Origin of the sequence: Micromonospora sp. NPDC047730 (assembly GCF_043204765.1) — a bacterium.
In the GTDB taxonomy this organism is placed as follows: domain Bacteria; phylum Actinomycetota; class Actinomycetes; order Mycobacteriales; family Micromonosporaceae; genus Micromonospora.
In genome coordinates this window covers 118,044-132,358 of sequence record NZ_JBIDCU010000006.1, presented here as the reverse complement: position 1 = coordinate 132,358, position 14,315 = coordinate 118,044, and the positions used below count along the sequence as shown (strand labels likewise).

Below are 14,315 nucleotides of genomic sequence, written 5' to 3'. Positions count from 1 at the left end.
GGATCCGCGGGGGAGGGACGACAACGGGTCACTTCTCCGCTGGCCAGGGAAACGAGCCGGGCCGGTAGCCGCAGGACGGGTCCTGCGCCCACAGGTCCCCGGTGACCGCGTACGCCCGGGCCCGAGATCCCCCGCACACCGCGCGGAACTCGCAGGCGCCGCAGCGTCCCCGCAGCCGCCCCGGATCCCGCAGGCCGGTGAACAGCTCGGAGTCGCGGTAGATGTCTACCAGCGACAGCCGCCGAACGTTGCCCGCGGGCAGCGGCAGGAACCCGCTCGGGTGGACGTCCCCGCGGTGCGAGACGAAGACGAAGCCATTGCCCGCGCTGACCCGTAGTGGCGCCCGTCGCACCCGATCGGCGCGACCGGTCAGGCCGTGCTCGTCCAGGCGCGCGCGCAGTTCCCGGTACAGCGGCCCCAACCCGAACGCCGTCACCGGGTCCTCCCCGCGGCGCGCCAGCGCGTCGCGTTGCAGGCAGACCCGGCGGAAGTGGTGCGCCTCGGTGGTCTTCACCGGCACGGTTTCCCCGAGGTCGTAGAGCACGTGCAGCACGTCCTCGGTCTCCGCCGCGTCCAGGCTCGCCAGCGCCCGTCCACGACCGGTCGGCACGAGGAAGAAGACGCTCCACAGCGAGACGCCCCGATCGTGCACCTGGGCCGCGATCGCCGGCAGGTCGCGCACCGTGTCCCGGGTGACCGTCGTGTTGATCTGGACCTTGAGTCCCAGGTCCCGCGCCTCCTGCCAGGCCCGGCCGGTGAGCTCCCAGACTCCCGGCACGCCCCGGAACCCGTCGTGTCCGGCGGCGGTGGCCGCGTCCAGGCTCAGCGAGATGGCCCGGGCGCCGGCGTTCCGGATGCCGGCCAGGGCGTCCCGGGTGAGCGTCGGGGTGCCCGACGGCGACACCGACACCGGCAGGCCCAGCTCGTCCCCCCGGCGGACCAGCGTCTCCAGGTCCGGCCGCTGGAACGGGTCGCCACCGGTGATCACGAACAGCGGCGCGGGGCGGCCGAAGGCCGCGACCTGTGCCATGAGCGTCGTCGCCTCGTCGGTGTCGAGCTCGGCCGGGTCGCGCAGCGGCCGGGCCGACGCGCGGCAGTGCCGGCAGGCCAGCGGGCAGGCCTGGGTGGCCTCCCAGATGACGATGAACGGGCGCTCCCGTACGTCATGTCGTGGTGTCCGCACCGACGCTCCCGCCCGGTGCGGCCCGCCGCCTGATGCCGATGTGGTAGCCCCTGTCACGGCGTGCACGGTGCCCGGCGGAAACGGCGCACACCAGGGACCGGAGACCCCCGCCGATGGGCCGCTCGACCCGGGAATGCCACGGACGTCTCGGCCGTGACGGCACGGCCGAGGACGCTCGTCCTCAGCCGCCGAACCGCCCCATTCCCACCTGCGGCCGCCGCGTAGCCCGGTCGTCTCGACCACGGGCGTAACTGCCCGGTGATCTCGGGACCTTCGGCCCCGGTCCGGCGAGATATCGGGTCGGCAGGATTGCCGGGACGTCCCTCCGGTTCGTGTGCCGTGACCGGTCCGACCGTGGACGCCACAGCGACCGATCGGAGGCATGAGGCGTATGTCGCGAGCGACCGAGGAGGCGGAGCGGGCACTGCTGGCCGTGGGTGGCCGCACGCCCACCCGGACCGGCTGGGACGGACCATCTCGGCCACGGCACCGGGGCCGGGCCCGGACGGGCCGATGACCACCGTACGGGTCCGGTACTTCGGCGGCACCCGGGCCGCCGCCGGAGTGCCCGAGGAGGACCAGCAGGCCGGCACGCTGGCCGAACTGCTCGACCGGATCGGCGTTCGGCACGGACCGGAGCTACGGAACGCCCTGCGGGCGTGCAGCTTCCTGGTCGACGGCACCCAGTGGCGCGACGAACACCAGCTCCTACCTCCGGCCGCCACGGTCGACGTGCTACCGCCGTTCGCCGGCGGCTGAACCACGAAGGAGACATCATGGCCGACCCACGGCTGGACGACTGGCTCCCCGGCGCCGCGGCGGCGCTCGACCTGCCGACGCCGTCGAGCGACGACACCCGCGCACTGCTCGACCTGGTGCGGACGGTGGCACACGGTGTCTGCCGTCCGGCAGGCCCGCTCGCGGCGTATCTCGTCGGGGTGGCCGTCGGGCGGCGGGCCGACCTCGACGTGGCACGTGTCGCCCTGACCGCCCTCGTACCTGAGGAGGCCACGTGACCATCGTTGCGGGGCATCCGCACACCTCCCGGCCGACCGACTGGGCGGCGGCGCGCCCGCTGGCGCACGCGCTCCCGACACCGGGCGCCGCGGAGTTGGGACTTCCGACCCTGACTCGTCCCGTTCGGCTGCAACAGGCTCAGAACCAGGAAGCGGATCATGCTGATCCGCTTTGGCTTGGGGCACACCTCGACAATCTCGACGGAGAAAAGCGATGACCATGACCGGAGAAAGACACCCGGCGGCGGGCAACCGGACGCAGCCGGCCAGAACCAGCGGCGCGCCCCTTCAACTCGCCGTCGCCACCCTCGGATTTCTGGTCAACTTCTGGGCGTGGGCGCTGCTCGGGCCGCTGGGCCCGGGAATCAAGGAGCGGCTCGGCCTGAGCTTCGCCGCCCAGTCGCTGCTCGTCGCCGTGCCGGTGGTCGTCGGTTCGCTCGGCCGCATCCCGGTCGGGGCACTCACCGACCGGTACGGCGCGCGCCTGGTGTTTCCCCTGGTCACCGTGGCGACGATCGTCCCGGTGCTGACGCTCACCGTGGTCAACTCCTACGCGGCGCTGATCCTGACCGGCTTCTTCCTCGGCATCGGCGGCACCGCGTTCGCCGTCGGCGTCCCGCACGTCTCCGGCTGGTACCCGCCGGCGCGGCGGGGCTTCGCCATCGGCGTGTTCGGCGTGGGCATGGGTGGCACGGCGATCGCGAACTTCACCACCGTCCGGCTGGCCGACGCCTACGGCGAACGGGCTCCGTTCCTGCTCGTCGCCGCGATCCTCGCCGGGTACGCGGTGCTGGCGTTCCTGCTGCTGCGGGACGCCCCCGGCCGCACCCGGCCCACCGGTTCCCCCTGGCGGCGACTGGCCGACGTCGGGCGGCTCACCGTGACCTGGCAACTGTGCTTCCTGTACGCGGTCGGCTTCGGCGGCTTCGTCGCCTTCAGCGTCTACCTACCCGCCTACCTGGGCACCACGTACGAACTGAGCGCCGCCGACGGGGCGCTGCGCACCGCCGGCTTCGTGGTGCTGGCCGTGGCCGCCCGCCCCGTCGGCGGCTGGCTGTCCGACCGTCTGCACCCCGTGCCGGTGCTGGTGTGGTGCTTCGCCCTGGTGGCCGCCCTGGCCGTCGTCCAGGCCTTCGAACCGCCGCTGATGCCGGTTGCCACGGTGGCCCTCCTCGGCATGGCGATCCTGCTCGGTGCCGCCAGCGGAGCCGTCTTCGCGCTGGTCGGCAAGGTCGCCCCGGCCGAGCAGGTCGGCGCGGTCACCGGGCTGGTCGGCGCGGCGGGCGGCCTCGGTGGCTTCGTGCCGCCCCTCGTCATGGGCTGGGTGTACGGCGCACAGGGCTCGTACTCGATCGGGTTGATGCTGCTGTCGGACGTGGCGCTGGCCGCAGCGGTGTTCACCGCGGTACGGATGGGCGGCTTCGCCCGCAGGCCCGGTCGGCAACCGGTGGCGGCGTGAGGTCCCGCGGTCGAGCGGCTGCCTGACGGGCGCGGCGGGCTCCCCCCGCCGCGCCCGTCAGTCCTGGGCCGTGTTTCAGGTGTCGGTCAGCGGTGCCATGATGTGCCGTCCGCCTGGGGGAGAGCTGAGGGGATCGGATGTTGCACTTGCTGTTCCTGCGGTACACGGGGTCGGAGCAGGAGGCGGAGCCGTTCGTCGCTGGTCATGTCCTCTTCCTGGAGCGTTACCACCAAGAGGGGACGTTCTTGGTGTCCGGGCAGACGGTGCCCTCGATGGAGGGCGGTGCCATCGTGGCCTGCGCCGTCGATCGTGCAGCAGTCGAGCGGATTCTGGCGGAGGACCCGTTCGTCGTGGCGGGGGTCGCGAAGTACACGGTCACGACGATCGATCCGGGGCGGGTTCATCCGGCGCTGGCGGACATACTCGGGGTCGACGGTTCCCGGGTACGCGGCTGACGCCGCGACTTCTGAAACACTCCGTAGACCTGGCCGCTGCCGTCCGGTGGGGGTGTCGGTGGTGAGCATCGGCGCAGGCAACCCCAGCTCGGCAGCGGTGGCGGTGGCGTTCGGGCCAGAACCGACCGGGCCTGGTCGAGATCCCGTCGCCACGGCCACCACCTGACGCACACGGTCCAGCCCCCTCCGCCACCCAGGGGGCTGGGGTTCGGGTACCTCTTACCCGCGTTCTACGCATCAACCGAAGTCGGACAGCCGGCCACCGGCGAAGTGGACGCTCCTGCTTTCGTCGAGCCTGTTGAGCTACCGCGTTGGCATGCCGCCGTGCGGGCTGTTGACGATCAGATCGGCTGATGCCGGCGCTAGTTGTACTGCCCAGGGAGGTTGGTCGAGATTGTGTGACGACACGATCTGATGTCGTAGGCAGGTGAAGGCCTCCGGTTGTGGAGTGGAGCTGTCTAGGAACCGCTCCGGCAACAGGAGGCCTTCGTGTCCCACGCTAACGCCGCTGTGACCCCTCGTGCGCGTCTTCGCTTGGCGCGTCTGATCGTGGACGAGGGCTGGCCGGTCGCCCGGGCAGCCGAGCGCTATGACGTGTCCTGGCCGACGGCGAAGCGGTGGGCCGTGCGGTATGCCGAGCAGGGGCCGACGGCCATGGTTGACCGGTCGTCACGTCCGCACCACAGCCCTGCAAGGACTGCCCAGCCGGTGGTGCGCAAGATCGTGCACCTGCGGTGGAAACAACGGCTCGGTCCCGTGCAGATCGCCGGCCTGCTGGGCATGCCAGCCTCGACCGTGCACGCCGTGCTGACCCGTTGCCGGATCAACCGGCTGTCCCACATCGACCGCGCCACCGGCGAGCCGAACCGCCGCTACGAACACGACCGGCCCGGCGCGATGCTGCACGTCGACGTCAAGAAGTACGGCAACATCCCCGACGGCGGCGGCTGGCGCTACGTCGGCCGAGCCCAGGGCAGGCGCCACCGCCAAGCCACCGCCCGACGCACCGGCACCCGCAACACCCGCTATGACCCACGCATCGGCACGGCGTTCATGCACACCGTCATCGACGATCATTCCCGCGTCGCCTATGCCGAGATCCGCGACGACGAAACCGCCAACACCGCCATCGACGTGCTCCGCAACGCCGTCACCTGGTTCGCCGACCATGGCGTCACCATCGAACGCGTCCTGTCCGACAACGGCTCGGCCTACAAGTCACACGCCTGGCGCGACGCCTGCCACCAACTCGGCATCCGCCCGAAGAAGACCCGCCCTTACCGCCCCCAAACCAACGGCAAGGTCGAACGCTTCCACCGCACCATGACCGATGGCTGGGCGATACGACGCTTCTACAGCTCAGAGCACGCCCACCGAGCAGCTCTACCCGCCTGGCTGCATCACTACAATCACCACCGACCCCACACCGCCACCAGCGGCCGGCCACCTATCACCAGGTTGACCAACCTCCCTGGGCAGTACAGCTAGTGCGGTGTCCACTAACGTTCGCCGGGTTGGCCGCTGCCGGAAATTGTCGTACCGGTGGTGTTGGGTGTGGTTGTGTCTCGTCGTCGGGATCCCGCTGCGCCTCGGTTGGTGTATCGCACGGCTCGTGTTGCGGTGCGGGTGACGGTTGGGCAGCGGCGGCGGTGTTTCGGCCTGCTGCGTTCGGCTGGTGACGTGTGGGCGTGTGTCCTGGAGGTGAACGGGTGGCGGCGCCGCCGTCAGGACGCGCCGTTGGTTGGCTATCAGGCGTTGTGTCGGGAGCTGTCGGGGTCGGGGCCGGGCACGTTCGGTGAGTTGGACACCACGGGTGCCCGGTCGGTGTTGCGGCGGTTCTCCGATGCCTGGTTCGCGGCGGCGAAAGCCCGCAAGGACGGTGACTCGTCGGCGCGGTTCCCGCGTCGTCGGCGCGGGTTGATGCCGGTGCGCTGGTATCACGGCACGTTCACCCTTGACGGGCTGCGGGTGCGTATCCCGGTGGCCAAGGGCATGCCGCCGTTGTGGGTCAGGTTGGCGCGGGAGGTGCCGTATCCGGTCGAGCAGGTCCGGTCGGTCACCCTGCTGTGCGAGGGCGGCCGGCTGTTCCTCGACGTCACGGCCGAGGTGCCGGTGGCGGTGTATCCGCCGGGCGAGGGCCCGGACCCGGCCAGGGTGGCCGGGGTGGATCTGGGCATCATCCACCCCTACGCGGTGGCCAGCCGTGACGGGGAAGGCTTGTTGGTGTCGGGGCGGGCGATCCGCGCCGAGCACCGCATGCACCTGGCCGACACCAAAACCCGCCGCCGCGCCGTGGCCCGCAGGGCGCCAAAGCCCGGCCAGCGAGGGTCACGGCGGTGGCGGAAACACCGGCGGCGGGCAAGGTTGGTGGAGGGCCGGCACAAGCGGCGGGTCCGGCAGGCCCAACACGAAGCCGCCCGCACGGTGGTGTCGTGGGCGGTGGAGCAGCGGGTCGGTGTGCTCAGGGTGGGTGACCCGCGCGGTGTGTTGGACATCGATGCGGGGCGGCGGCACAACCTGCGGCTGCGGCAATGGCAGATCGGCCGCCTGATGCAGGTCCTGGAAGACAAGGCCACCCAGGCCGGCATCACCGTGCACCCCGTCAACGAGCGCGGCACGTCGTCGACCTGCCCCGCCTGTCTGCGGCGGATACCGAAACCGCGTGGCCGGACCCTGTCCTGCCCGCACTGCGCATTTTCTGGGCACCGCGACCTGATCGCGGCTGCCATCATCGCCACCCGCACCCCGGGCGGCGGACCCACCACCCCCACCGCAGCCGTTGTGCTGCCCGAGGTGGTCACGCACCGTCGAGCCGGCCGACACCTCCCCGGTGCCGGCCAGTCCCGGCGTGACCCCCGCCGCCCACCCGTGGCGGCGCGAGGATCAGTTGGCCCGCGGAGGCCCGCCCCACCACCAGGTGGGGAGTCGCTCGCCCGCACGGCGAGGATCCACAACAGGGCACCGGAAACCCGGTGAACGTTAGTGGACACCGCACTAGGTAGGGGTGATCGGGGTAGTACTCGATGTGCAGGTGGCCGCCGTGCTCGTCAGCTGCCATTGATTCGAGGGTGCCTGCCGATGATCCGCAACTTGCCCGGCGGTGTCGAGACGACGCCGGGAAGCGCGACCAGGTCGGAGGCCACGGCGGTGACGAGGGTCGTCAGGTGGCTGTCAGGAGGGCGTCACCTCGAAGACGCCCCGGGCACCGCGTTCCGCGTCGACCATGGCGTGGCTGACGAACGGGTAGTGCCCGGGCTCGGGGAAGACCATCTCGACGAAGCCGCCGGCGGCCGGAGTCAACGAGAGCACCTGAGCCCCGCCGGGGTCGGCCGGCCGGCTCTCCCAGCGCCCCTCTCGATAGACGGTGTCGAACTGGGCGCCGACGACGTGGAAGGAGCTGTCCCGGTTGGGGCCGGCGTCGAGCAGCCAGACGCGGACGCGCTCGCCGGCCCGCGCGGGTAGCGGCCGGTGGGCGTACTGGGCGACGTAGCCGTTGAAGACGACGGCATCGGGCCGCTCCGCCTGCATCTTCGCCAGGTCGCCGGGCTCGCCGTCGCCGCCGAGGTACAGCTCGGACTGGACGAGGACGTATTCCCGGTCGACCTTGGGCAGGTCGGGCGGGTCGATGATCACCGCGCCGTACATGCCGTTGCCGATGTGGTGCAGCATCGGCATGGTCGAGCAGTGGTACATCCAGATGCCGGCCCGGGTGGCGGTGAACCGGTAGGTCAACCGCTGCCCGGGGTCGATCGGGCGCATCACCTCGTCCGGGGCGACCGCACCGGCGTGGAAGTCGATCCCGTGGTCGACCGTGCCGTCATTGATCAGGGTGATCTCGAAGGTGTCGCCGACCTTGCCGCGCAGCACCGGCCCGGGGACCGTGCCGTCGAACGTCCAGAGCTTCTGCCGTACGCCCGGGGCGACCTCGCGCTCCACCTCGCGCACCCGCAGTTCCCGCTTGTGCAGGCGACCGGGCGGCGTGGCCGGCGCGGCGGCGTCCCGGGCGGTGAAGGTCGCCGCGGGGGCGGCCATGGCGTCGACGCGCGGTACCTCCGCGCCGGGCGTGGTGTGCCCGCTCTCGTGGCCGGTGCCGGCCGGCGCGTCGGTGGTCGTGATCGTCAGCGTCATGCCGGCCTGGCGGTGCCCGGGCAGGGAGCACCAACCCGCCACCGGTCCGCCGATCACGCCGGCGTCCAGCCGCGCGGTCGCCTGACGGCCGATGGCGGCGGTCCGTTGGCCGGTGGCCAGGACGAGGTCGTGGCGGCGGTCGTCACGGTTGGTCACCTCGATGACCAGGCGGTCGCCGCGTGGAACGGTGATCCGGTCCGGTTGGAACCGCATCCCCTGCGCGACCACGGAGACGGTGGTGGTGCGCCCGGAGGCCGGCACGGATCCGTTCGCGGCCGTGCCGGCACCGGACGGTGCGGTGGAGAGCCGCTGGCCGGCGACGCCGACCAGGACGGCGATCAGGACGAGGGTGAGGCCTACGGCGACGCCACCGAGGGGGCGGATCGGCGTGGTGGGGTCGGGCCCGGACACGGTTACCTCCGCGCGGCGAGTAGGACCCGCACGGCCGGCACGAGGAACTGCACCAGCGCGGCGAGGATCAACAGTGAGGTGGTGATGCGAACGAACGGGGGACTCGGCAGGGCGAACACCACGAGGGCCGCGTTCGCCATCGCCACCCGTTGTGGCCAGTTGCGGTCGAGGATGGCGATGCGGCGCCGCGCTGGCCCCGGTCCGCCGCCGAGGACCACCGGCAGCAGGTAGCTCAACGACCCGATGAGGACCTGCGCGACGAAGCCGGCCAGCAACGGGACGAGCACGATCCCGAAACGGCCCGCCGCCGCCTCCGGCCCGGTGCTGGCGAGCAGGGTCGCGGTGTCGACGGCGAGCGCGACGAGCAGCCAGCCGGCGGCCGCCGCGATCGACCAGGTGGCGAAGGAGGCGGGTGGCCGGGCGCGGGCGGCGGTGATGGCGGGGCGCAGCGCGGTCAGCGCGCCGAGGACGAAGAGCACCAGGCCGCCCCCGATGACCGTACGCCACCAGGCGAGTAGCCCGACGCCGAGCAGGACGAGTCCGGTGGTCAGCAGGGGCAGGGCGAGCGTGGCGGCGCGGGCGGCGCCGGCGGCCATCCGGGCGCGCAACACCGTCGGCCAGAGCGTCAGCAGCGTGCCGAGGACGGTGAGGGTGACCCAGCCGAGCAGGTTGACGTGGGCGTGGAAGAGCGTCAGCCGGGGACGGGTCGCGTCGTCCACCACCAGCATCCAGGCTCCGACCGGGATACCGACGCCGATGGCGAGGGTCGCCGCGAGGTAGTAGTGGACGGTGACCGTGAACCGGCCGGGCAGTGCGGCGCGCAGGCGGCCGGCCAGCCAGTGGGCGTGGGCGGCGATCGCGGTGAAGACGAGGGCCGCGCCGGCGACTCCGGCCCACGGCCGGCCAACCAGGGCGCCGAACAGCACCGCCAGCACGCCGACATTGAGTACGGCGAGACGGGCCGTCTCCCCGCGGCGGTTCGGCGGTGCCGGGGCGCGCAGCACGGCGACGGTGAAGTGGGCGCCCCACACCACGATCGCGTTGGTCACCGCCCCGAGCAGGAGAAGGTGGATCGCCAGCCAACGCCAGGAGGGCAGGAACGGGTGACTGAAGGCGAGGACGACCAGCCCGGCCAGGTACGCCATCGGTAGCGCGGTCACGCGCCGGTGCCAGCCGGCCCGACCGGTCCCCGTCGACCCAGGCGTGGCCGCCCGGTCCGTCAGGGCCATCACCTCACCGCCATCGGAACGGGTCGGGTCGGCGACGCGTCCCGGTTTCGGGGCGGTCGCAGCGAAGACACCACCGCGAGGCCGACGAAGGCGAGGACCGCGAGGACGTTGGCCACGCCGGCCCCACGCCACACCGGCTGCACCCGCAGGGCGTCACCGATGACGACCCGCACCAGGAGGGAGGCGTGCAGCAGCGCCAACGGCGCGTACAGCAGGCGCTGGTACGGCAGGGGCCGGCGCAGCACGGCCGGCAGGATCACCGGGGCGTGCACGAAGATCATCGACATGGTGAACCCCAGGAAGACGGCGTGCAGGGTGGCGTCGTAGCGGGGGCCGTCAGCGCTGGCGCCCGCCCCGGCCCAGAGCAGGCCGGCCAGTCCCAGCCAGGCGTAGCCGGCGAGCAGGCCCAGCGCCACGTACCGGGGCAGACCCCGGCTCCGGACGGTGCGGCGGGCGACGTCGAAGGCGGCGAGCCAGGCCACCACGGCGAGCAGTCCCGCGCCGAACAGGTACGGGCCGATGCCGGGCCAGACGGCGGTGGCGGTCACGCCGGCCATCAGTGCCGACAGGGCGCCGAGGAACCACCGACCGGCGCGTGGGGGCAGCGCCACACGCGCCAGTTCGAAGCGTTCCCCCGCGATCGTGGCCACCACGAACGTGGCCAGCCACGGCACGATCTCGGCCACGGTGAGTCCGGCGAGCCAGAGCAGTGTGGCGGCGTACCAGGCCAGCGCGCCGGCAGCCTGGGCGAGCAGCGCGACGCCCGGCTGACGCCGCCAGATCTGCCGGTAGACGCCGAGCAGGAGGACCGAGGCGACCATCAGCAACAGGCGGGCGGTGAGGCTCGGCCCGGTGAGCACCAGCAGCAGGGCGCCGCCGCCGGAGCAGGCCGGCGCGAGCAGGGCCCAGCGGTCGCCCAGTGCCACCGCCCGCTCCAGGGCGATCAGGGTCCCGACGAAGCCGAGGACCATCAGCGGCCCGTGCACCTCTGCCAGCTGTCCCGGGGGCGCGGGCACCCGGGTGCCGAGCAGCAGCAGGGCCGCGTACAGGCCGGTGAGCAGGGCGACCCCGCCAGCGGCGAGGGCTGGCAACCGCCAGGCGACGGGTATCGGCCGGGGCGTGGTCATGACCGGAGCCGGTGGCAGGGAGAGCCGCACCAGGTTGCGGATCGCCACCCCTGGCTCTGGGTGCCGAGGGCCCGACGGCGGGGAGTGCCGATCGTCTCCCCAACCGGCCCTTCTCCACGGGTTTTCACGATGGTTAACGTTACAACGTCAAACGGCATCAAAACCCGGGAGGGCGCCATGTCACAGTCGGAAGCGACCGCGGACCGCCAGGCGGCCGAGGCGGTCGTACGGCACCACGCCGCACTCGCCACCACACTCGACACGCTGACCAACCACCTGGTGGAGGCAGCCGGCCGCGGCGACGACGCGGAGGCGATGCGTGCTCGCGACGAACTCGTCCGGTGGCTGCACGCCGAGCTGCTGCCGCACGCGCACGCAGAGGAGGCCGCCCTATACCCCGCCGCGGCGGCACTCGCCGAGGGGAAGCTGCTCGTCGACGGCATGCTCGGTGAGCACAAGGCCATCGTCGGGCTCGTCTCCGAGCTGGCCGGCCTCACCCGCGCGGTACCCGCGGCAGCGGCCGCCAGCGCCCTCGCCGCGCTGTTCGCGGTGCACCTCGACAAGGAGAACCACCTGGTCGTACCGCTACTGGTCGGAGCCGCGGACGTCTCGCTCGCGGGGTTGCTCGCCGGCATGCACGACCTGCTGGGCGAGGCGACGCCGGCCGCCGGGGGCGGGTGCGGCGGCGGCTCCTGTGGCTGCGGCGGGGACGCCCCGGCCGGCGCAGGCGCGGCGCCGGTGCTGAGCATCGACCCCCGGCTGGACGTCCGGGACCTGCCGCACGGACAGCGGCACGCCACCGCGCTCGCCGCCCTGGACCGGCTGCGGGCGGGTGACGCGCTGGTCCTGGTCGCGCCGCACGCGCCCCGGCCGCTGCTCGCCGAGATCGACCAACGCTACGGCGGCGCAGTGACGACCGAGTGGCTGCAGGAGGGCCCGCAGGTGTGGCAGATCCGGCTGAGCCGGACGCTCGCACCCCGCTGACCGGCACGACGACGATTGCGGGACGCCGGGCGGTGTGACCACCGTCCCGGCGCCGGCGGGTCTTTCGGCCTGGCTGGCCGTGCCGCGCCGGGTGGACGATCGAACCGCGCCTGGAGGAGATAGGGAGAAGGACATGTGCAACTACTGCGGCTGCCGCGACTTCCCGCTGATCGGCCGGCTGTCGGCCGAGCACGACGAGATCGCCAACGCGGCCGGCGAGCTCCGCCGGGCCATTCTCGCCGAGACCGACGACCGGCTGGCCGCCCTGGACGCCCTGCTCTCCCTGCTGCTGCCGCACACCGCGACCGAGGAGACCGGCCTCTTCGTCGAACTGCGCGAAGAGGGCAGCCTGGCCGAGGCCGTCGACAAGCTCTGCGCCGAACACGACGACATCCACGGCGTGCTCGGTGCGGTGGATCGGACGACCCCGGACTGGCCCGCCGTGCTCGCCGCCTTGGACCGGCTGCACCGGCACATCGACAACGAGGAGCACGGGCTCTTCCCGGCCGCCGTGATCGCCCTGCCCATTCCGGCGTGGGACCGGATCACCGGCATGGCGGAGGCCGATCCGGCGACGTCGTAGGTACGGGTACGCCGTGAGCCCGCCCGACCCTTCGGACGCTCGACCCGTTGGGGCAGCAGAGGTGCCGGTCGGCGCCGCCGCGCGATCCTTGTCGCGATCTTGGCGCGGAACTCATCGATTTCCACGCATGCTGACAGCCCACCTTCGACACCCTCAGCTACGCCGGACGGCGTAGCGTGATGGCGGGTTAAGTTTTGCTTATCGCGTTGCCGGTCAACGACGGAAGCTCGGTACCTTGCCCGGATGCGACACATCAAGACCGTAATCGCCGCGCTCGTCGTGGGTCCGCTGGCCTGGGTCCTGCTCGCCGCTGGACAAGGCCGGTCCCTGCGGGTGTTCGGGGATGCGCAGGAAAGCGGTGGTGCCCTCGACGCTGACGCTCTGCTCGAGCCGTTGCTGGTGCTCGCGGCTGCTGGCCTTCTGCTCGGGCTCGTCGCCACCGTACGGATTTCCCCGCTCGGCTCGGTGCTGACCGGGCTGGCGTACACGGTCAGCTACGTGGGCCTGTTGTTCAGCCCGGCACGGCTGCTGGATCTACTCGGTCACAAGCTGAGCGTGGTGGGTTACCAGATCGACCTGCTCACCCCGGTACGGACCGGGACGACGCTGCTGCTGGGCTCGCTGCTCCTGGTCGGGGTCGCCAGTGTCCAGAGGTGGCGGCGCTGGCCGCAGCCGGACGCCGATGAGTCGGCGGCCGTCGTCCCCGACAAGATCATTCCGCTGGCGTCGGAACGGGACCGCCCGCTCGGCGCGGACGGACTCCGCCCGCTCGGCGCGGACGGGCTCGGGTCGACGAAGCAGGCTGAGGATCCGACGAAGCCGGGTAGGGCCGACGAGCCGGAGCCGGTGATGGTCGGCGGTTCGCCCTGGACCGATTCGCTGCCCGGCGATTCCGCGAACGTGCCCTGGCAGTCGGGCTTTCCGGCTGTTCACCGACGACCTCGTCGCTGACTTCACGGTCACCTTCGATGTGCTCGCCAGCATCGTCGACGTCGTTGGCTGGCGGAGGGTGTGCCGAGGCCGCCGCCGTTGTTGCGGCCGTTGTCGAAGCTGCCGATCATGCGTCGCTGGCAGATGCCGCGGTGCAGCAGCCCGGACGGCACGCATGCACTTGCTGGCGCGCGGCTTCATGGCTCCGTCGGGACGTCTCCCTACGCTGGCGAGCAGTGCCTGGACGCGGGTGAACGTCTCGTCGTCGGCCAGCGGTTCGTAGGCGAGGGCGCGAGTAGGTCACCGCTCGCGCAGCCGGGCCACCGGGTCGGCCGGCGGGACCGCCGGGCTTGAGGTCGTGGTCGACCACCTGCGCCAGACCTGTTCGAGTTCGGTGAGCATGGATGCCGCCGACCGCACCGCCGTCACGTCGCCGCCGGCCAACTGCTCCTTCCGCTGTCAGCGAGCGCATGGACAGGGCGTCCGCCCGGTCGGCGTCTTTCTCGGTCACGAGGCGCACGTACAGCCGTCCGGTTGTGCGTGCGCCTCGTTCTGCCTACGTCGCTGTCGTGCCGATCGAAGTGGTTCGGCGTCGTGCCGGGTCATGGCCCCCCGAGTGCTGCGCACGACCGTTGATGGCCGGCCGCCCGCATCTGCGGTTCGCGGCAGGGTTGACGTGGCCAGGCGCGGCATGGATTCTTGTTACTGGTATAGACCGGTCTGGCTAGCTGATCTCGGGTGGGAGTGGACGACGCGGCGCAGGGATCGGGTGCCGGTCGGCGCCGCGACTATTGAAGGAGTGGAGGTGTG

General features: G+C 72.1%; 15 protein-coding genes. 10 read left to right on the top strand and 5 right to left on the bottom strand.

Annotation, left to right across the window (positions count from 1 at the left end):
• Window positions 1-28: 28 nt before the first annotated feature.
• On the bottom strand, window positions 29-1,183 hold the full coding sequence (locus ACGF5G_RS16650; protein WP_393263511.1) for a TIGR04053 family radical SAM/SPASM domain-containing protein: 1,155 nt from the start codon (window positions 1,181-1,183) through the stop codon (window positions 29-31).
• Between the two features lie 513 nt (window positions 1,184-1,696).
• On the opposite strand from ACGF5G_RS16650, the gene ACGF5G_RS16645 reads away from it, so the two are divergent.
• From ACGF5G_RS16645 to ACGF5G_RS16615, 7 genes are all read left to right on the top strand, one after another.
• On the top strand, window positions 1,697-1,942 hold the full coding sequence (locus tag ACGF5G_RS16645; RefSeq protein WP_393263509.1) for a MoaD/ThiS family protein: 246 nt from the start codon (window positions 1,697-1,699) through the stop codon (window positions 1,940-1,942).
• A gap of 17 nt (window positions 1,943-1,959) precedes the next feature.
• The gene (locus ACGF5G_RS16640; RefSeq protein ID WP_393263508.1) at window positions 1,960-2,199 is read left to right on the top strand and encodes a DUF6457 domain-containing protein; all 240 of its coding nucleotides are present in this window, start codon (window positions 1,960-1,962) and stop codon (window positions 2,197-2,199) included.
• The gene (locus ACGF5G_RS16635; RefSeq protein ID WP_393263506.1) at window positions 2,196-2,417 is read left to right on the top strand and encodes a hypothetical protein; all 222 of its coding nucleotides are present in this window, start codon (window positions 2,196-2,198) and stop codon (window positions 2,415-2,417) included. The genes ACGF5G_RS16640 and ACGF5G_RS16635 overlap by 4 nt, the downstream gene beginning before the upstream one ends.
• Window positions 2,414-3,658: a nitrate/nitrite transporter gene (locus ACGF5G_RS16630; RefSeq protein ID WP_393263504.1), complete on the top strand. Its 1,245-nt coding sequence runs from the start codon at window positions 2,414-2,416 to the stop codon at window positions 3,656-3,658. The genes ACGF5G_RS16635 and ACGF5G_RS16630 overlap by 4 nt, the downstream gene beginning before the upstream one ends.
• A gap of 146 nt (window positions 3,659-3,804) precedes the next feature.
• Window positions 3,805-4,113 (top strand): YciI family protein, encoded by a 309-nt coding sequence (locus ACGF5G_RS16625; protein ID WP_393263502.1) that lies wholly within the window; start codon window positions 3,805-3,807, stop codon window positions 4,111-4,113.
• Window positions 4,114-4,602: 489 nt separating this feature from the next.
• A complete protein-coding gene (locus ACGF5G_RS16620) occupies window positions 4,603-5,601 on the top strand; it encodes an IS481 family transposase (protein WP_393263501.1) in 999 nt (332 codons plus the stop codon).
• Window positions 5,602-5,913: 312 nt separating this feature from the next.
• Complete coding sequence (locus tag ACGF5G_RS16615) at window positions 5,914-7,089, top strand: RNA-guided endonuclease InsQ/TnpB family protein (protein WP_393263499.1); 1,176 nt, start codon at window positions 5,914-5,916, stop codon at window positions 7,087-7,089.
• A 195-nt stretch (window positions 7,090-7,284) separates the two neighbouring features.
• Here ACGF5G_RS16615 and ACGF5G_RS16610 read toward each other — a convergent pair whose 3' ends face one another.
• The 3 genes from ACGF5G_RS16610 to ACGF5G_RS16600 all read right to left on the bottom strand — a co-directional run bounded on the left by ACGF5G_RS16610 (window position 7,285) and on the right by ACGF5G_RS16600 (window position 11,056).
• The gene (locus tag ACGF5G_RS16610) at window positions 7,285-8,652 is read right to left on the bottom strand and encodes a multicopper oxidase domain-containing protein (protein ID WP_393263497.1); all 1,368 of its coding nucleotides are present in this window, start codon (window positions 8,650-8,652) and stop codon (window positions 7,285-7,287) included.
• Window positions 8,653-8,654: 2 nt separating this feature from the next.
• Entirely contained in the window at window positions 8,655-9,812 is a 1,158-nt protein-coding gene (locus ACGF5G_RS16605) for a hypothetical protein (RefSeq protein WP_393263495.1), read from the bottom strand.
• A 68-nt stretch (window positions 9,813-9,880) separates the two neighbouring features.
• Window positions 9,881-11,056 carry a hypothetical protein gene (locus tag ACGF5G_RS16600; protein ID WP_393263493.1) on the bottom strand — a complete coding sequence of 392 codons (1,176 nt, stop codon included), beginning with the start codon at window positions 11,054-11,056 and terminating at the stop codon, window positions 9,881-9,883.
• A 129-nt stretch (window positions 11,057-11,185) separates the two neighbouring features.
• Between ACGF5G_RS16600 and ACGF5G_RS16595 the strand changes: the two genes are divergently transcribed.
• The 3 genes from ACGF5G_RS16595 to ACGF5G_RS16585 all read left to right on the top strand — a co-directional run bounded on the left by ACGF5G_RS16595 (window position 11,186) and on the right by ACGF5G_RS16585 (window position 13,526).
• Window positions 11,186-11,992 carry a DUF2249 domain-containing protein gene (locus ACGF5G_RS16595; protein WP_393263491.1) on the top strand — a complete coding sequence of 269 codons (807 nt, stop codon included), beginning with the start codon at window positions 11,186-11,188 and terminating at the stop codon, window positions 11,990-11,992.
• A gap of 133 nt (window positions 11,993-12,125) precedes the next feature.
• Window positions 12,126-12,575, top strand: coding sequence for a hemerythrin domain-containing protein (locus tag ACGF5G_RS16590; protein ID WP_393263490.1), 450 nt, complete (start codon window positions 12,126-12,128; stop codon window positions 12,573-12,575).
• A 243-nt stretch (window positions 12,576-12,818) separates the two neighbouring features.
• The gene (locus ACGF5G_RS16585) at window positions 12,819-13,526 is read left to right on the top strand and encodes a hypothetical protein (RefSeq protein WP_393263488.1); all 708 of its coding nucleotides are present in this window, start codon (window positions 12,819-12,821) and stop codon (window positions 13,524-13,526) included.
• A gap of 279 nt (window positions 13,527-13,805) precedes the next feature.
• Here the strand turns inward: ACGF5G_RS16585 and ACGF5G_RS16580 are convergent, their stop codons facing one another.
• On the bottom strand, window positions 13,806-13,949 hold the full coding sequence (locus tag ACGF5G_RS16580) for a hypothetical protein (protein WP_393263487.1): 144 nt from the start codon (window positions 13,947-13,949) through the stop codon (window positions 13,806-13,808).
• Between the last annotated feature and the right edge of the window lie 366 nt (window positions 13,950-14,315).

Bases quoted from the DNA above. Each gene is read 5' to 3' on its own strand.
- ACGF5G_RS16645 (WP_393263509.1), top strand. From the start codon at position 1,697: ATGACCACCGTACGGGTCCGGTACTTCGGCGGCACCCGGGCCGCCGCC.
- ACGF5G_RS16640 (WP_393263508.1), top strand. From the start codon at position 1,960: ATGGCCGACCCACGGCTGGACGACTGGCTCCCCGGCGCCGCGGCGGCG.
- ACGF5G_RS16590 (WP_393263490.1), top strand. From the start codon at position 12,126: ATGTGCAACTACTGCGGCTGCCGCGACTTCCCGCTGATCGGCCGGCTG.
- ACGF5G_RS16595 (WP_393263491.1), top strand. From the start codon at position 11,186: ATGTCACAGTCGGAAGCGACCGCGGACCGCCAGGCGGCCGAGGCGGTC.
- ACGF5G_RS16585 (WP_393263488.1), top strand. From the start codon at position 12,819: ATGCGACACATCAAGACCGTAATCGCCGCGCTCGTCGTGGGTCCGCTG.
- ACGF5G_RS16630 (WP_393263504.1), top strand. From the start codon at position 2,414: ATGACCATGACCGGAGAAAGACACCCGGCGGCGGGCAACCGGACGCAG.